Genomic DNA, 14,088 nt, shown 5'->3' with positions numbered 1-14,088 from the left:
CATGGCGCTTTCACGCTGGATCTCAAACCATCCTGGGCCCACGCATCACCGGACCTTCCTGGTCCTGCAAACCTTGCTTCTGCACGGTCTGTGACTGCGACAGCAGGAGTTGCTGATCGACCTTCTCGACCCGCTCACTGCTCTGGGTCATCGTCTGGCCAACCAGCTGACCGACATCGCCCATCGCCGTCTTCGCCCATGGCAACGAGGGATCCTGCGTATCCGTCATCGCGACCTTCGTGCCGTCCGGTGAGAACTGCGCGAAACCGATCTCCGTCAACCCGCGTTCGCGCGCATGCGCGGTCAGACCTGCCGCCAATTGCCGGCTCGCAACGTCGCTCGTCCGACCCAGCGCATCGTCCTTTTCCCGGACGGTCGCCAGCAACGTCGAATAAAGGCCGTGGCTTCGATTCGACGGATCATCGAGCATGACCGCGCCACGTTGCCCATCCGGCAATGGGCGTGCCTGCCCTTCCTCTTGATCGCCATGCCGATTCCCTTGCGGATGCGGAGCCGCGGGATCCTGCCGACCACCACGATGAAGCGGCGGTTGGACTTCTCCGGGCGGATGCGGGGCGACATGCCGTTGGAGTGCATCGCGAACGGCCGTCAGCGTATCCGGGTCGGCCCGTCCCGTGATGGCCAGCCCATGCTGTTCCTGAAAGCGCCGAACCGCCTCCTCGGTGTGCGCGTCATAGGTATTGCCGGTACCGATGACATGCGTCCGGTCGTAACGCACACCGAGCGTGTGCAGGTTGGCGCGCAACTGCTGCACCTCTTCGCCACTTTCGAGCCGGCGCAATGCGCCATCCTCCATGGGGCGCCGCCCCTCCAAGGGCGCCACGGCTTGCCCAGGCTGGATGCGACCGGCAGCGAGATCGCGCATGAACTCCGGTGTCAGCGTCGCATGCCATGCGTCGAATCGGTTGTGACGGTCGGCCAGCCCGTTTTCGCCACCGTTGATCGCATGCGTCGCGGACGTGACATCGTCACGATCACGCTGGGGCACTTTGTCCTGCCAGAACCATACGGCGATATCGACGGCGTTGGCGCGATTCGCGGCCAATTCCGGATGGCGAACCAGATCGAGATTGACGCCTGTCCCCGCATCGCGATAGTTCTGCTCGCCGGTCAGCTGGGTGTAACCGCGACCACGGTAGAGATAACCGTCGCCTGCATCGTCGTTGCCCATGCGGCCGCCATACATCAGTCGCGCAAGTTCCTGCGGCCGTCCGTGCAGCGCCTCCAATCTCGCCGCCTCGGCAGCGGCGTGCCCCTCGCGCAAGACGGATTGCACGGGGATCTGGGCGACACCACGGCTGTAGATGAAGCTTTCCTCCAGCCGGGTGAAGCCGAGGGATTCATGCCCCATTTGCGCCATGAAATTGGCGAGTTCGACCCGAGAGGTGATGCCCGCCTCTCGCGCCGCCTGCAGCAACTCGATTTCGTTTGCATTGGGCATCCTGTTCCCCTTTCTTCACGCAGTCAGGGCATCGCGCCCGCCGGAAATTCCTTGATTGAAAACCGATCGAGCGGAATCGCGCCGAAATCTTCGACGGATCGTCGCTTTCTTGCCGCATTTCCCGTCGCCCGATCAGCACCTCCCTCTTCGATCGACACCAGCATCCACATCGCATCCTTGCGCGAATAGTCGAATCGGAACGTCTGCGACCACAGCTCGCGCGAGCCACCTTCGAGCCGCAGCACGAAGCCGCTCTTGTCGATCGAAATGCCCTGCAACGGATCGCCCATCATGCCGCCGCAGCGTTCGCAGGGGATCGCATCGGGATTGTCTATTTCCTTGGCGAACTTGCCGTCGGCACCACGCAGCAGGACGAGCAACGTGCGCGGGTCGAAAGGTGCGTCCGCGCCGGGTCGTGGTGCGAGGACGAGCAGGACATCCTCGTCGCCGTCGCCGTCGAGGTCGCCACGGCGCTCCATGCGGATGCGGGAAGGATCGGAAGCGAAGGGCGCCCACTCTCCCGCACCGGAAGATGTGGCGCCCTGCGAGGCAGCCGCGGATGGAGGAGAAGGTAGCTGCGGGTCGCGGGCAGCGCAGGATACGGTCGCCAATGGCAGCGCCATGAACAGACATGCGATCGACGACACTCTGGCCATGCGCGTTCCTTCGGCGACGATGCGGTTGATGCTATCGACGAGCACATGGAGCAGCAAGACACGAGACGGGATTCTCCCGCGGTCTCCCTCACCCAGCGCTCCGTCACACCGCCGGCTTGCACCCCAACGCCGACAACACCCCATGCAGCGCTGGGATGTGCATCAGCCATGGCGCGGCAATGGTCACCGCGCCGGCGAGCAGGACGAAGGCGCCGGCGGCGGTGCGCAGGCCGCCGCGCTGCAGGCGCTGGCCGAGGCGGGCGCCGCTCCAGGTCAGCGGCAGCATCACCGGCAGCGTGCCGAGGCCGAAGGCGGCCATCGTCAACGCGCCACCCGCAGCGCTGGCCTGCAGCCACGCGGTGGCGAGCAGCGTCGCGCTGAGGCCGCAGGGCAGCCAGCCCCACAGCAGGCCGACCGCGATGCGCTTGGCCGCGGTGTCGGCCGGCAGCAGCGCGCGTTGCAGCGGTTGCAGGCGCTGCCACAGCGCGGCGGCGGGGCGCGCGAGCGGGTTGAAGCGGCCGGTCGGGTCGAGCAGGCGGAGCGCGACGACGATCATCATCACGCCGACCGCGACGCGCATCGCGAGCGCGAGCTTCGGCGTCTGCGCGACGGCGACGAGACCGTGCCCGAAGCCGCCGACGATGGCGCCGGCAATCGTGTAGCCGAGGATGCGCCCGAGGTTGGGCTGCAAGGCGTGCAACCACTGCGCCGCGGGCGAGGCCGCCTTCTGGCCGAACGACAGGCTGGTGGCGATGGCGCCGCACATCGCGGCGCAATGCACGCCGCCCAGCAGGCCGCTGAGCAGCGCCGCGGAGAGGACGAGCCAGTCGAGGGTCATGGCGCCTCACTCATCGCCGGCGGCAACGCATGCGCCGACCTGCCCTGTGGGAGCGACGGGAGTCGCGACGATGTGATGCCAGCGCTGGATCGCAGTCGCGACTCCCGTCGCTCCCACAGAATCGGCTGCCGCGGGTGCAGCGCCTCAGGCGTCGCGATCGCCATGCGTCGGCTGCGCGCTGCGGGCCGCGGTGCGCGGGCGGTCGTCGTCGACGAGGATGTCCAGCGCGGGGGTGTCGAGGTCGTCGTACTGGCCCTTGCGCACGGCCCAGGCGAACGCGGCGATGGCGAGGCCCAGCAGGATCAGGCTGATCGGGACGAGCACGAGGAGGATGTTCATGCGACGCAGTCTACGCGGCGACGGCGCAGCCGGGTTCTGAGCCGGGTCAATTCCGGGCCGGTTCGACGGGGCCCGCCGGCGCGGCGCCATCGGTGGCACGGCCCTCGGACGACATGTTCAGCCGCAGCGCGTTCAGGGTGACCAGCAGCGACGACAGCGCCATGCCCAGCGCCGCGATCCACGGGGTGACGTGGCCCGAGGCCGCCAGCGGCAGCGCCAGCAGGTTGTAGCCGATCGCCCAGGCGAGGTTCTGGCGGACGATGCGGCGGCTGCGGCGGGCCAACGCCAGCGCCTGCGGGATGCGCACCAGCGCGCCGCCGGCGACCACGAAATCGGCCGCGCGCTGCGCAAGCGCGGCGCCGTCGGCCAGCGCCAGCGAGACATCGGCGCCGGCCAGCACCGGCGCGTCGTTCAGGCCGTCGCCGACCATCGCGACGATCTCGCCCGCAACCTGGCGCTCGCGCACGTAGGCGAGCTTGTCCTCGGGCGTCTGCCGGGCACGCACGTCATCCCCGGCGATGCCGACGGCCTCGGCCATGCGCGCCACCGGCGCCTCGGCGTCGCCGCTGCACAGCGACACGCGCAGGCCCTGCGCCCGCAGCGCACGCAGCGCCTCGGCGGCGTCCGCGCGCGGCGTCTCGCGCAGCACGAAGCGGGCGATCGCGCGCGTGCCGTCGCCCAGCCACAGCGCCGCGTCGTCGTCGCGGCCGGCGGCCCACGGCGCGCGGCCGAGCCGCCAGTCGCGGCCGTCGATGCGGCCGGCGATGCCATGCCCAGGTTCGGCGCGCACGTCCTGCGCCGACGCCACCGCAACGCCAGCCGTCGCCGCGGCGAACGCGGCCGCCAGCGGATGGCCGCTGTCGCGCTCCAGCGCAGCGGCGATGGCGAGCGCGGCGTCACGATCGACGCCGTCGAACGTCTCGACCTCGGCCAGCGCGGGATGGCGATCGCTGAGCGTGCCGGTCTTGTCGAACACGATGCGGTCGGCGCGCGCCAGCGTGTCCAGCGCCTCGCCGCGCAGCGCGAGCACGCCGAGCTTCGCCAGCCCGCCGTGCGCCGCGGCCAGCGCCGCCGGCACCGCCAGCGACAGCGCGCACGGGCAGCTGACCACCAGCACCGCGAGCGCGACTTCGAACGCGCGCGACGGATCGTGCATCCGCCACCAGACGTACACGCCGGTGGCGGCGAGGATCAGCAAGGTCACGAACCAGCCGGCGATGCGATCGGCGGCGCGCGCGATCGGCGGGCGCTGCTCCTGCGCGCGTTCGACCAGCCGCGTGAGCTGCGACAGCCGCGTGTCGGCGCCGGTGCGCACGACCTTCAACCGCGCGGGGCGCTCGCGGCAGACGCTGCCGGCCCAGGCGGGATCGCCGGCGGCCTTCGCGACCGGTTCGGCCTCGCCGGTGAGCAGCGCTTCGTCGAACGCGGTGTCGTCGCCGATCACTTCGCCGTCGGCGGGCACGCCCTCGCCCACCGCGACGCGCACGACGTCGCCGGCGGCGAGCGCGTTCAGCGGCACCTGTTCGGCGCTGCCGTCGTCGCGTTCGCGGGTGGCGAGCGCGGGTCGCGCGCGGGCCAGCGCGTCCACCTGCGCCGACGCGATGCCGCGGGCGCGCTGCTCCAGCATGCGCGCGACCAGCAGCAGGAACACGAACATCACCGCGGCGTCGAACCACACGTGCACGCCGCCGCGCACGGTCTGGTACAGGCTGGCGAAGTAGGCCAGCAGCGTGGAGCCCGCGACCAGCGTGTCCATGCCGAGGCGGCGGCCGCGCAGTTCGCGCGCCATGCCTTCGAGGAACGGCCAGCCGGCGTAGAACACGACCGGCGTCGACACCAGGAAGGTGATCCAGCGGAAGAAATCGCGCGTCGCGGGCGACATCTCGCCGGCGGTGTCGAGGTACAGCGCTTCGGCGTACATCATCGCCTGCATCGCGCCGAGGCCGGCCACGCCGAAGCGCAGCAGCCAGCGGTTGCGCTCGCGGCGGCGCTCGCGTTCGCGCGTCTCGCCGGTGGCCAGCGACGGGCGATAGCCCAGCGCTTCCAGTCGCGACAGCAGCGTCGACAGCGGCGTGCGCGCGGCGTCCCAGACGATGCGGATGCGGCCGGTGATCGCGTTCGCCGCGACTTCCTGCACGCCGTCTTCGCGGGTCAGCGCGCGGTCGATCAGCCACGCACAGGCGGCGCAGCGCATGCCGTCGGTCAACAGCGTGATTTCGCGACCGCCGTCGACGGCGACGCTGTGCTCGGCCAGCAGGTCGGCGCGATCCCAGCAGGCGTAGTCGGTGGTCTCGGTGCCGACGCGCGTGGCGTCGGTCTGGCGCAGGCGGTAGTAGTCGCCGAGGTCGGCGTCGGCGATCCAGCGCGCGGCGGCGGCGCAGCCGGTGCAGCAGAATGGCCGCTCGCTGCCGGACACGCGCTCGGTCACCGGCTGCGCGGGCAGCGGTTCGCCGCAGTGGAAGCAGGTGGTGCCGGAGGCCGTGGCCGTCGTGCTCATGGCGCCGATGATGCCAGAGCCGGCGGCGGCGCCTGCATTCACAGCCAACGCCGCACGCGTGCGCGGTAGGCGCGCCAGTCGTCGCCGAAACGCGCGGCCAGCGCGCGCTCCTCGGGCAGGATCTGGAACCGGGTGATGTACAGCACGAACGCGACCGCGCCCAGCGGCGCCAGCGCATGCGCCAGCCACAGCGCCCACGCGGCGAGCAGCAGCGCCTGGCCGACATACATCGGATTGCGGCTGACGCGGTTGAGGCCGCCGACGACCAGATGCGTCGCGGTATCCGGCTTCAGCGGATTGACCGTGGTGCGACGGCGGAAGAACAGCGCCGCGGCGGCGAGTTCGATCGACAGCGCGACGACGGCGACGGCGATCGCGAGCGGCACGCGGGCCGGCACAGCGACCGCAAGCGCCGGCAGCAGTCGCGCCGCGATCCACGCCGCGACACCGCAGGCCAGCATCACCAGCGGCGGCGGCAGCTTCGCGTCCAGACGCGTGGGCGACGGCGACACGACAGGCCCCGGGCTACTTCGCCGGCGGCGGCTCCGCCGCGTCGTCCTGCTCCAGCGACGGCCGCAGCAGCGTGCCGCGCTGGCCCGCGGGCAGACGCCCGCGCAGGCGCCAGGTCACGTCGGCGTCGTTCAGGCGCAGGCGCCAGTCGTGGCCCGCATCGAGCGCCTGTTCGGCGCTCCAGCCGCGCGCATCGGGCTGCAGCGTCACGGTGATGTCCTTCGCGGCCTCGATCGGATGCTGCAGCAGCAGCGTCAGCGGCTTGGTGCGATCGAACTCGCCGGTGGCCGCGAGCACCGATACGCGGCCCTCGTCGACGCTGAACACCGCCGACAGCTTGCGCTGCGCGGCGGCCTCGTCGGCGCCGAGTTCGACGGTCTGGATCTGCGCGGTGCGGCGCACGTCCTCGGGGATGGCGTCGCTGCCGCCGGAGCGGATCGCGATCACCAGCGTGGCGACGCCGGCGACGACCGCCGCCAGCGGCAGGCCGATCATCAGCCACACCATCGGGTTGCGGCCGGGCTTCGCACCCGTCGTGTGTTCGGTCATGGCGCGGGTCCGAAGAAGCTGGTGTCGACTTCGCGACGGGTCTTGTCGTCCGCGCTCTCGACGATGAACACGATCTCGCGCTTGCCGGCGATCTTGCCGGTGGCGGTCACGGTCAGCGGCAGGCTCAGCACCTGCTCGGCCGCGGCCGGCACGGTGGTCTGCGTGCCCTGCGCCAGCGCCAGGCCTTCCGGCGCCTTCAGCGAGATGCGGTAGGTGTGCGGCTGCTGGGTCTTGTTGATCAGCTTCAGCGTGTAGTCGTTCTGCACGCCCTGCGCGGTCTCGCGATACAGCGCGTTGCGATCGCGCAGCACTTCGGCGATGAGTTCGCTGCGGTGGGTCACGCTCCACGCCCAGCCGCACAGCAGCGCCAGGAGCAGCAGGCCGTAGACGATGATGCGCGGACGCACCACCTGCGACGGCTTGCCGTCGATCTCGTTCTGGGTGGCGTAGCGGATCAGGCCGCGCGGGTAGCCGACCTTGTCCATCACTTCGTTGCAGGCGTCGATGCAGGCACCGCAGGCGATGCACTCGTACTGCAGACCGTTGCGGATGTCGATGCCGGTCGGGCAGACCTGCACGCAGATGGTGCAGTCGACGCAGTCGCCGAGCTGCTCGGGCTCGAACTTCGGCAGCGGCTCGGCGTGCAGGCCGGGATCGGCGATGGCGGTGTTGCCGCGCGCGGCGACGAGGTTGTCGGCGGCGGTGTGGTGGTGCGCGGCGCGGAAGACGTAGTCGTAGGCGGCGCTCTTGTCGATCAGGCCGCGGGCGCGTTCCAGCACGCTGGCGACCTTGCCCTTCTTGCGCGCGCCGCGCGGCTCGCCGCGCATCGGGTCGTAAGCGATGATCAGCGTGTTGCGGTCGAACATCGCGCTCTGGAAGCGCGCGTAGGGGCACATGTACTTGCACACCTGCTCGCGCAGGAAGCCGGCGTTGCCCCAGGTCGCGAGCGCGTAGAAGAACACCCAGAACGTTTCCCACCCGCCCCAGGCGAACGGCACCATGCGGTGCGCAAGGTCGCGGATCGGGGTGAAGAAGCCGACGAAGGTGAAGCCGGTCCACAGCGCGAACACCAGCCACAGCACGTGCTTGCCGCCGCGGCGACGGATCTTCTCGCCGGTCCACGGCGAGGCGTCGAACTTGATGCGCTTGTTGCGATCACCTTCGGCCCAGCGCTCGATCCAGATGAAGACCTCGGTCCACACCGTCTGCGGGCACGCGTAGCCGCACCACAGGCGACCGGCCAGCGCGGTGAAGAAGAACAGCGACAGGCCGGCGATGATCAGCAGCATCGCCAGGAACACGAAGTCCTGCGGCCAGAAGTTCAGCCCGAACACGTAGAACTTGCGGGCCGGCAGGTCGAACAGCACCAGCTGGCGGGCGGTGTTGCCGGTGTGCCAGGTCAGCCACGGGAACACGTAGAACATGCCCAGCAGCCCCCACACGGCGATCTTGCGCAGTCGCTGGAACCGGCCGTCGACGTCGCGCGGATGGATCTTCTTCTCGCTGACGTACATCGATGCCGGTTCGTCGGCGACCTTGATCGGGATCTGCTTGTTCATGGCGGCGTGGACACGATGGGGGGCGTCGCCGGCCACGGGCTGCGCGGCGGCTGATGCATTATATTAGAAAAAACTGAAATAATCCCGCGACGACTACGACTTCAGCGCATGATTGAAGCGGCTGGCCGGGCGCAGCAGGATCCACGTGAACAGACTGGACGCGGCCGTCGCGACCCAGAAGGCGAAGAAGCCGATGGCGTAGCCTGTCTCGCGGCTGATCTCCAGGTGCGGGAAGGTCATGTCGCGCAGGGTCAGCGGATCCAGCAGCGCGAAGCACACCATGGTGGAGACGCCGGCGGCGAAGAAGCTCGGCCAGAGAATCGCCCCGAGTCGCTGCGAGAGCGACCGGGGCGGATGATCGAACGGCAGCGGTGCGGACACCGGGGGCGCCGCGGGAACCTGATCGGGATCGTGGTCCAGGCCTTGATCTTGATCGTGGGTCATCGCGGCGCCTCCTGAGTGTCGGGTGAGACCCTATTGTGCCCCACCCGCCGTCGCCGCATCGGCCGGCGACTTGTGTGTCAGCGACCACACGTACGCGGCAGCGAGGCGGGCGCGGGTCTCGCCCAGGATCGGGCCGTGCGCCGGCATCTGGCCATTGCGGCCCTGGCCGATCGTCTGCTGCAGCGTGGCGAGGCTGTCACCGTAGAGCCAGTAGTCGTCGGTCAGGTCGGGCGCGCCGACCGCCTGCATGCCCTTGCCGTCGGGGCCATGGCAGCTGACGCAGATGGTCTCGTACTTGTTCTTGCCGATGCTCACCAGCGACGGGTCGGCCTTCAGCCCGTGCAGCGACTGCACGTACACGGCGACCGCGGTCACGCCTTCCTTGCCACCCAGTGCCTGTTCCCAGGCCGGCATCGCCGCCTGGCGGCCGTTGAGCACGGTCTCCAGGATCTGGTCGGGCGAACCGCCCCAGTGCCAGATGTTGTCGGTGAGGTTGGGATAGCCGACGGCACCCTTGGCCGACGAACCGTGGCAGGCGGCGCAGGTGTTGGAGAAGATCGCCTTGCCCAGCTTCAGCGCCTTCGGATCCTGCGCGATCACGTCGATCGACTTGCCGGCGAACGGCGCGAAGGTGGCCTCCAGCTTCTTGTCCTCGGTGGCCTTGTCGGCATCGTGCTGCTTGGCCGAACTCCAGCCGCTGTAGCCGGCGAAGGCGCCCAGGCCCGGGAACCAGGCGAGGTAGCCGATCGTGAAGATGATGGTGATGTAGAAGAGGTTGTTCCACCACTTCGGCAACGGCTTGTTGTACTCGGTGATGTTCTCGTCCCACACGTGGCTGGTGTCGGTGGGGCGCGGATCGCCCGGACGGACCTTCGCCGTCCACCAGATCAGCCACACGCAGCCCACGACGTTCAGCACCACCAAGGCGATGATGAAGGCCGACCAGCCCGTACTCATGGAGCCCGTGTTCATCGGGTCGTCTCCTCTTTCTTTTTCGATTCGTTCGTTTCAACGGCCAGCGGCTCATCGTCGCCCAGCGGCAATTGCGCGGCGGCGTCGAACTCGCGCTTGCGGCGCGGACTGAAGACCCACACCGAGCCGACCAGGAACAGCAGCAGCAGGAACGCGGTGATGATGCCGGAGATCATGGCTCAGTCTCCGCGGGGCGCGTGCTTGCCGAGGCCCTGCAGGTACGCGATCACCGCGTCCTGCTCGGTCTTGTCGCGCACCGCTTCCGCGGCGCCGTCGATCTCGGCCTGCGTGTACGGGTCGCCGAGGGTCTTCAGCGCCTGCATTTCCTTCTTCAGCAGCGTCGGGTCGATGCCGTTCTCGGACAGCCACGGGAAGCCGGGCATGTTCGACTCGGGCACCACGTCGCGCGGATTGTTGAGGTGCGCGCGGTGCCAGTCGTCGGAGTAGCGGCCGCCGACGCGGGCCAGGTCAGGACCGGTGCGCTTGCTGCCCCACTGGAACGGGCGGTCGTACACCGACTCGCCGGCCAGCGAATAGTGGCCGTAGCGCTCGGTCTCGAAGCGCAGCGTGCGGACCATCTGCGAGTGGCAGTTGTAGCAGCCTTCGCGGATGTAGACCTGGCGGCCGGCCAGCTCCAGGGCGGGATAGGGCTTGACGCCCGGCAGCGGCTTGATCGCTTCGGCCTGGAACATCAGCGGAACGATTTCCGCGATGCCGCCGAACGACACCGCGACCGCGATCAGGATCGCCATCAGGGTGATGTTCTTTTCGACTTTCTCGTGAGCGTGGCTCATGGTCTTCGTCTCTCGTGCGTGTGGCGTTGGGTGGCGCGCGCGGTCAGGCGCGCGCCTCCGAGGCGTCGGGGGCGATGACCGGGTACTCGACCGGGCCCTTCGCCATCTGCCAGGTGCGGATCACGTTGAACGCCATGATCAGCATGCCCACCACGACCAGCGCACCGCCGGCGATGCGGCCGAGGTAGTACGGGTACGTGGCATTGAGCGCTTCGACGAAACTGTAGGTCAGCGTGCCGTCGCTGTTGGTGGCGCGCCACATCAGGCCCTGCATCACGCCGGCGATCCACATCGAGGCGATGTAGAACACGACGCCGATGGTGTGCGTCCAGAAGTGCGTGTCGATCAGCTTGGTCGACCACATGCTCTTGGTGCCCAGCAGGCGCGGCAGCAGCGCGTAGATCGAACCGATCGAGATCATCGCCACCCAGCCGAGGGCACCGGAGTGCACGTGGCCGATGGTCCAGTCCGTGTAGTGCGACAGCGAGTTGACCGTCTTGATCGACATCATCGGGCCTTCGAAGGTCGACATGCCGTAGAAGCTGAGCGAGACGATCAGGAACTTCAGGATCGGATCGGTGCGGAGCTTATGCCACGCGCCCGAGAGGGTCATCATGCCGTTGATCATGCCGCCCCACGACGGCGCCAGCAGGATCAGCGAGAACACCATGCCCAGGCTCTGCGCCCAGTCCGGCAGCGCCGTGTACTGCAGGTGGTGCGGGCCGGCCCACATGTAGATGGCGATCAGCGCCCAGAAGTGCACGATCGACAGCCGGTACGAGTACACCGGGCGGCCGGTCTGCTTCGGGATGAAGTAGTACATCATTCCCAGGAAGCCCGCGGTCAGGAAGAAACCCACCGCGTTGTGGCCGTACCACCACTGCACCATCGCGTCGACGGCGCCGCTGTAGATCGGGAAGGAGTGGGTCAGGTCGACCGGGATCGCCAGGCTGTTGACGATGTGCAGCAGGGCCACCGCGATGATGAACGCGCCGTAGAACCAGTTGGCGACGTAGATGTGCTTGACCTTGCGCTTGCCGATGGTGCCGAAGAACAGCACCGCGTACGCCACCCAGACCACGGCGATCAGGATGTCGATCGGCCAGATCAGTTCGGCGTACTCCTTGCCCTCGGTCATGCCCAGCGGCAATGTGACCGCGGCGAGCACGATGACCAGTTGCCAGCCCCAGAACACGAAGGCGGCGAGCTTGTCCGAGAGCAATCGGACGTGCGACGTTCGCTGGACCACGTACAGACTGGTCGCGAACAGGGCGCTGCCGCCGAACGCGAAGATCACCGCGTTGGTATGCAACGGTCTCAGGCGCCCGAACGACAACCAGGGCAGGTCGAAGTTGAGGGCGGGCCAATACATCTGGGCGGCGATGAACAGGCCCACGAGCATCCCAACGATGCCCCAGACCACTGTCATCACCGAGAACTGCAGAACGACTTTGTCGTTGTAGGTATCCGCGGTGCGCATGGGTACTTCCTCCGGTTGCCGCGCATAGTATGGACCGCGTTAAGGGAACGTTTTGATCCGGATCAAGCGCAGACCCCATGCCGGCGGCGGCCATCAACGAAAGAGGCCCGCCGAAGCGGGCCCCATCGATGACACCTATGCGACTTTGGTCGAATAGAGCGTGTCATGCACTTTTTCATGCACCGCGTTGCGCCCCTGGGCCGCCGAGGCAAGGTCCGTGGTGCCGCCTTGGCTTGGCGGCCAAGGCAAGCCGCGGGCCGCCGCATCGGCGGCCCAGGGGCGCAACCCTCCGGGAAACCCGTCCGCGGGCGCGATCCGGCGTTGCGTCCCTTGCCAAGGCCACCCGCCTTGGCGGCGGGTCGCGCCTTGGTTCGCGCCCGCGGACGGGCTTCGCGGTGCATGAAAAAGTGCATGACACGCTCTAGACATCGCCCTCCGCCGCGGCCCAGCCCTCGCCGGTGCCGCGATTGAACACCGTGTCGGCGTCGAGCACCGTGCCCGCCGGATGCGAGTCGCGCCCCGCCAGCCGCGCGTAGATCGGCACGAAGTCGGGGCGCGTGGCGTCCATCAACTGCGCGTAGCTGTCGATGACGAAGTACGTCTTCTGGTAGCTGTCGATCCGATAGCGCGTGCACATGATCCGCTCCAGGTCGAAGCCGATGCGGTTGGGCGCGGCGCTATCGAGGCAGTGGATGCTCTCGCCCTTGGAGCTGAGGATGCCGGCGCCGTAGATGCGCAGGCCGCCGGCCTCGCGGATCAGGCCGAACTCGACCGTATACCAATAGAGTCGGGTCAGGTTGACCAGCGCCTCCGGGCCGACCCCGTGCGCCTTCACCCCGCCGCGGCCGTAGGCGGCCATGTAGTCGGCGAACATCGGGTTCATCAGCAGCGGCACGTGGCCGAACAGGTCGTGGAACAGGTCCGGCTCGGCCAGGTAGTCCAGCTGCTCCGGCGTGCGGATCCACCAGGTCACCGGGAAGCGACGGTTCGCCAGATGCTCGAAGAAGTCCAGCTCGGGCAGCAGCCCCTCCACGCCGATGATCTCCCAGCCGGTGGCGGCCCGGAGCATGCGGTTGAGGTCCTCGAACTTCGGGATGCGGTCGGCGGTCATGCCCATCGCCTGCTGCGCCCGCAGGAACTCCGCGCTGGCCCGGCCCTGCAGCAGCGCCTGCTGGCGCTCGAACAGCGTCGCCCAGACCCGGTGGTCGGTCTCGCTGTAGTCGTCCCACGGCTGCTCGACGACCGCGGTGGTGTAGACCGGGACATAGCCCTTGTCGGTCATCTGGTGTTCGACGCGCTGCGGGGCGGGAGTCATCACGGCCGGTCTCCTGGCTGGCATGGATGGGCCACTGTAGGCGCTCGTCCGCGCAATGGGCTTGCACGATTGCGCGAGATCAGCGCTTCGGCGCAAGATCGTTGCGCCGAAACGCGAATCTGGAGCAATCCTGTGCCATCCGTCGACCTCGACCGCACCGACCTGCTGCTGCTGGCCGAACTCCAGCGCGCCGGCCGCCAGACCAACGCCGAACTGGCCGAACGCGTCCACCTCTCCCCGTCCGCCTGCCTGCGCCGCGTCCAGCGCCTCGAACGCGAGGGCGTGATCGCCGGCTACCGCGCCGAAGTCGACCCCGAACGCCTGGGCCTCGGCCTGCAGGCCTTCGTCCGCGTCCAGCTGGCCCGCCACGACACCGAGGCCGTCGCCGCCTTCGCCGCCTTCGTCAACGAGTGGGAAGAAGTCGTCGCCTGCCACGCCCTCACCGGCGACATGGACTACCTCGTCCACGTCGTCGTCCGCGACCTCGACCACTTCTCCCGCTTCCTCCTAGACCGCCTGCTCAACCAGGCCGGCGTCGCCGACGTGAATTCGAGCTTCGTTCTAAGAACGGTGAAGGCGTTTCGGGGGTTGGCGGTGGGGAGGTGAGGTTGCGCGCGGCTTGATCGTTCTTTTCTATCGATATCGGCATTGCCATCGAAACGTCATCCCGGCG

15 protein-coding genes are annotated in these 14,088 nt (G+C 68.7%); 1 reads left to right on the top strand and 14 read right to left on the bottom strand.

Features of this window, described 5'->3' with window-relative positions:
- Positions 1–22: 22 nt before the first annotated feature.
- The 14 genes from ACT53Q_RS14175 to phhA all read right to left on the bottom strand — a co-directional run bounded on the left by ACT53Q_RS14175 (position 23) and on the right by phhA (position 13,415).
- Positions 23–1,462, bottom strand: coding sequence for a peptidoglycan-binding protein (locus ACT53Q_RS14175; protein ID WP_476187299.1), 1,440 nt, complete (start codon positions 1,460–1,462; stop codon positions 23–25).
- 23 nt (positions 1,463–1,485) lie between these two features.
- The gene (locus ACT53Q_RS14170; RefSeq protein ID WP_476187298.1) at positions 1,486–2,175 is read right to left on the bottom strand and encodes a hypothetical protein; all 690 of its coding nucleotides are present in this window, start codon (positions 2,173–2,175) and stop codon (positions 1,486–1,488) included.
- Between the two features lie 46 nt (positions 2,176–2,221).
- Positions 2,222–2,956, bottom strand: a complete 735-nt coding sequence (locus tag ACT53Q_RS14165) for a sulfite exporter TauE/SafE family protein (RefSeq protein WP_476187297.1) — start codon at positions 2,954–2,956, stop codon at positions 2,222–2,224.
- 144 nt (positions 2,957–3,100) lie between these two features.
- Positions 3,101–3,295 carry a cbb3-type cytochrome oxidase assembly protein CcoS gene (gene ccoS / locus ACT53Q_RS14160; protein ID WP_476187296.1) on the bottom strand — a complete coding sequence of 65 codons (195 nt, stop codon included), beginning with the start codon at positions 3,293–3,295 and terminating at the stop codon, positions 3,101–3,103.
- Positions 3,296–3,341: 46 nt separating this feature from the next.
- Positions 3,342–5,792: a heavy metal translocating P-type ATPase gene (locus tag ACT53Q_RS14155; protein WP_476187295.1), complete on the bottom strand. Its 2,451-nt coding sequence runs from the start codon at positions 5,790–5,792 to the stop codon at positions 3,342–3,344.
- Between the two features lie 38 nt (positions 5,793–5,830).
- Positions 5,831–6,304, bottom strand: a complete 474-nt coding sequence (locus tag ACT53Q_RS14150; protein WP_476187294.1) for a methyltransferase family protein — start codon at positions 6,302–6,304, stop codon at positions 5,831–5,833.
- A 13-nt stretch (positions 6,305–6,317) separates the two neighbouring features.
- The gene (locus ACT53Q_RS14145) at positions 6,318–6,851 is read right to left on the bottom strand and encodes a FixH family protein (protein WP_476187293.1); all 534 of its coding nucleotides are present in this window, start codon (positions 6,849–6,851) and stop codon (positions 6,318–6,320) included.
- Positions 6,848–8,410, bottom strand: a complete 1,563-nt coding sequence (locus ACT53Q_RS14140; protein WP_476187292.1) for a 4Fe-4S dicluster domain-containing protein — start codon at positions 8,408–8,410, stop codon at positions 6,848–6,850. Before ACT53Q_RS14140 ends, ACT53Q_RS14145 begins: the two co-directional genes overlap by 4 nt.
- A gap of 93 nt (positions 8,411–8,503) precedes the next feature.
- Positions 8,504–8,854: a hypothetical protein gene (locus ACT53Q_RS14135; RefSeq protein ID WP_476187291.1), complete on the bottom strand. Its 351-nt coding sequence runs from the start codon at positions 8,852–8,854 to the stop codon at positions 8,504–8,506.
- Positions 8,855–8,884: 30 nt separating this feature from the next.
- Complete coding sequence (ccoP, locus tag ACT53Q_RS14130) at positions 8,885–9,826, bottom strand: cytochrome-c oxidase, cbb3-type subunit III (RefSeq protein ID WP_476187290.1); 942 nt, start codon at positions 9,824–9,826, stop codon at positions 8,885–8,887.
- Complete coding sequence (locus ACT53Q_RS14125; RefSeq protein ID WP_476187289.1) at positions 9,823–10,002, bottom strand: cbb3-type cytochrome oxidase subunit 3; 180 nt, start codon at positions 10,000–10,002, stop codon at positions 9,823–9,825. Before ACT53Q_RS14125 ends, ccoP begins: the two co-directional genes overlap by 4 nt.
- A gap of 3 nt (positions 10,003–10,005) precedes the next feature.
- Positions 10,006–10,620: a cytochrome-c oxidase, cbb3-type subunit II gene (gene ccoO, locus ACT53Q_RS14120; RefSeq protein WP_476187288.1), complete on the bottom strand. Its 615-nt coding sequence runs from the start codon at positions 10,618–10,620 to the stop codon at positions 10,006–10,008.
- A gap of 43 nt (positions 10,621–10,663) precedes the next feature.
- Positions 10,664–12,100 carry a cytochrome-c oxidase, cbb3-type subunit I gene (gene ccoN / locus ACT53Q_RS14115; RefSeq protein ID WP_476187287.1) on the bottom strand — a complete coding sequence of 479 codons (1,437 nt, stop codon included), beginning with the start codon at positions 12,098–12,100 and terminating at the stop codon, positions 10,664–10,666.
- 421 nt (positions 12,101–12,521) lie between these two features.
- Positions 12,522–13,415, bottom strand: a complete 894-nt coding sequence (gene phhA / locus ACT53Q_RS14110) for a phenylalanine 4-monooxygenase (protein ID WP_476187286.1) — start codon at positions 13,413–13,415, stop codon at positions 12,522–12,524.
- 132 nt (positions 13,416–13,547) lie between these two features.
- On the opposite strand from phhA, the gene ACT53Q_RS14105 reads away from it, so the two are divergent.
- Entirely contained in the window at positions 13,548–14,021 is a 474-nt protein-coding gene (locus ACT53Q_RS14105; protein ID WP_476187285.1) for an Lrp/AsnC family transcriptional regulator, read from the top strand.
- Positions 14,022–14,088 lie beyond the last annotated feature (67 nt).

It is taken from the genome of Lysobacter sp. DMC97 (genome assembly GCF_056313745.1).
This window is presented reverse-complemented; position numbering and strand designations above follow the sequence as displayed.

Excerpts from the sequence above, each read along its gene's own strand:
- ACT53Q_RS14175 (WP_476187299.1), bottom strand. The coding sequence starts at position 1,462 with ATGCCCAATGCAAACGAAATCGAGTTGCTGCAGGCGGCGCGAGAGGCG.
- ACT53Q_RS14165 (WP_476187297.1), bottom strand. The coding sequence starts at position 2,956 with ATGACCCTCGACTGGCTCGTCCTCTCCGCGGCGCTGCTCAGCGGCCTG.
- ccoS (WP_476187296.1), bottom strand. The coding sequence starts at position 3,295 with ATGAACATCCTCCTCGTGCTCGTCCCGATCAGCCTGATCCTGCTGGGC.
- ACT53Q_RS14155 (WP_476187295.1), bottom strand. The coding sequence starts at position 5,792 with ATGAGCACGACGGCCACGGCCTCCGGCACCACCTGCTTCCACTGCGGC.
- ACT53Q_RS14145 (WP_476187293.1), bottom strand. The coding sequence starts at position 6,851 with ATGACCGAACACACGACGGGTGCGAAGCCCGGCCGCAACCCGATGGTG.
- ACT53Q_RS14140 (WP_476187292.1), bottom strand. The coding sequence starts at position 8,410 with ATGAACAAGCAGATCCCGATCAAGGTCGCCGACGAACCGGCATCGATG.
- ACT53Q_RS14135 (WP_476187291.1), bottom strand. The coding sequence starts at position 8,854 with ATGACCCACGATCAAGATCAAGGCCTGGACCACGATCCCGATCAGGTT.
- ccoP (WP_476187290.1), bottom strand. The coding sequence starts at position 9,826 with ATGAACACGGGCTCCATGAGTACGGGCTGGTCGGCCTTCATCATCGCC.
- ACT53Q_RS14125 (WP_476187289.1), bottom strand. The coding sequence starts at position 10,002 with ATGATCTCCGGCATCATCACCGCGTTCCTGCTGCTGCTGTTCCTGGTC.
- ccoO (WP_476187288.1), bottom strand. The coding sequence starts at position 10,620 with ATGAGCCACGCTCACGAGAAAGTCGAAAAGAACATCACCCTGATGGCG.
- ccoN (WP_476187287.1), bottom strand. The coding sequence starts at position 12,100 with ATGCGCACCGCGGATACCTACAACGACAAAGTCGTTCTGCAGTTCTCG.
- phhA (WP_476187286.1), bottom strand. The coding sequence starts at position 13,415 with ATGACTCCCGCCCCGCAGCGCGTCGAACACCAGATGACCGACAAGGGC.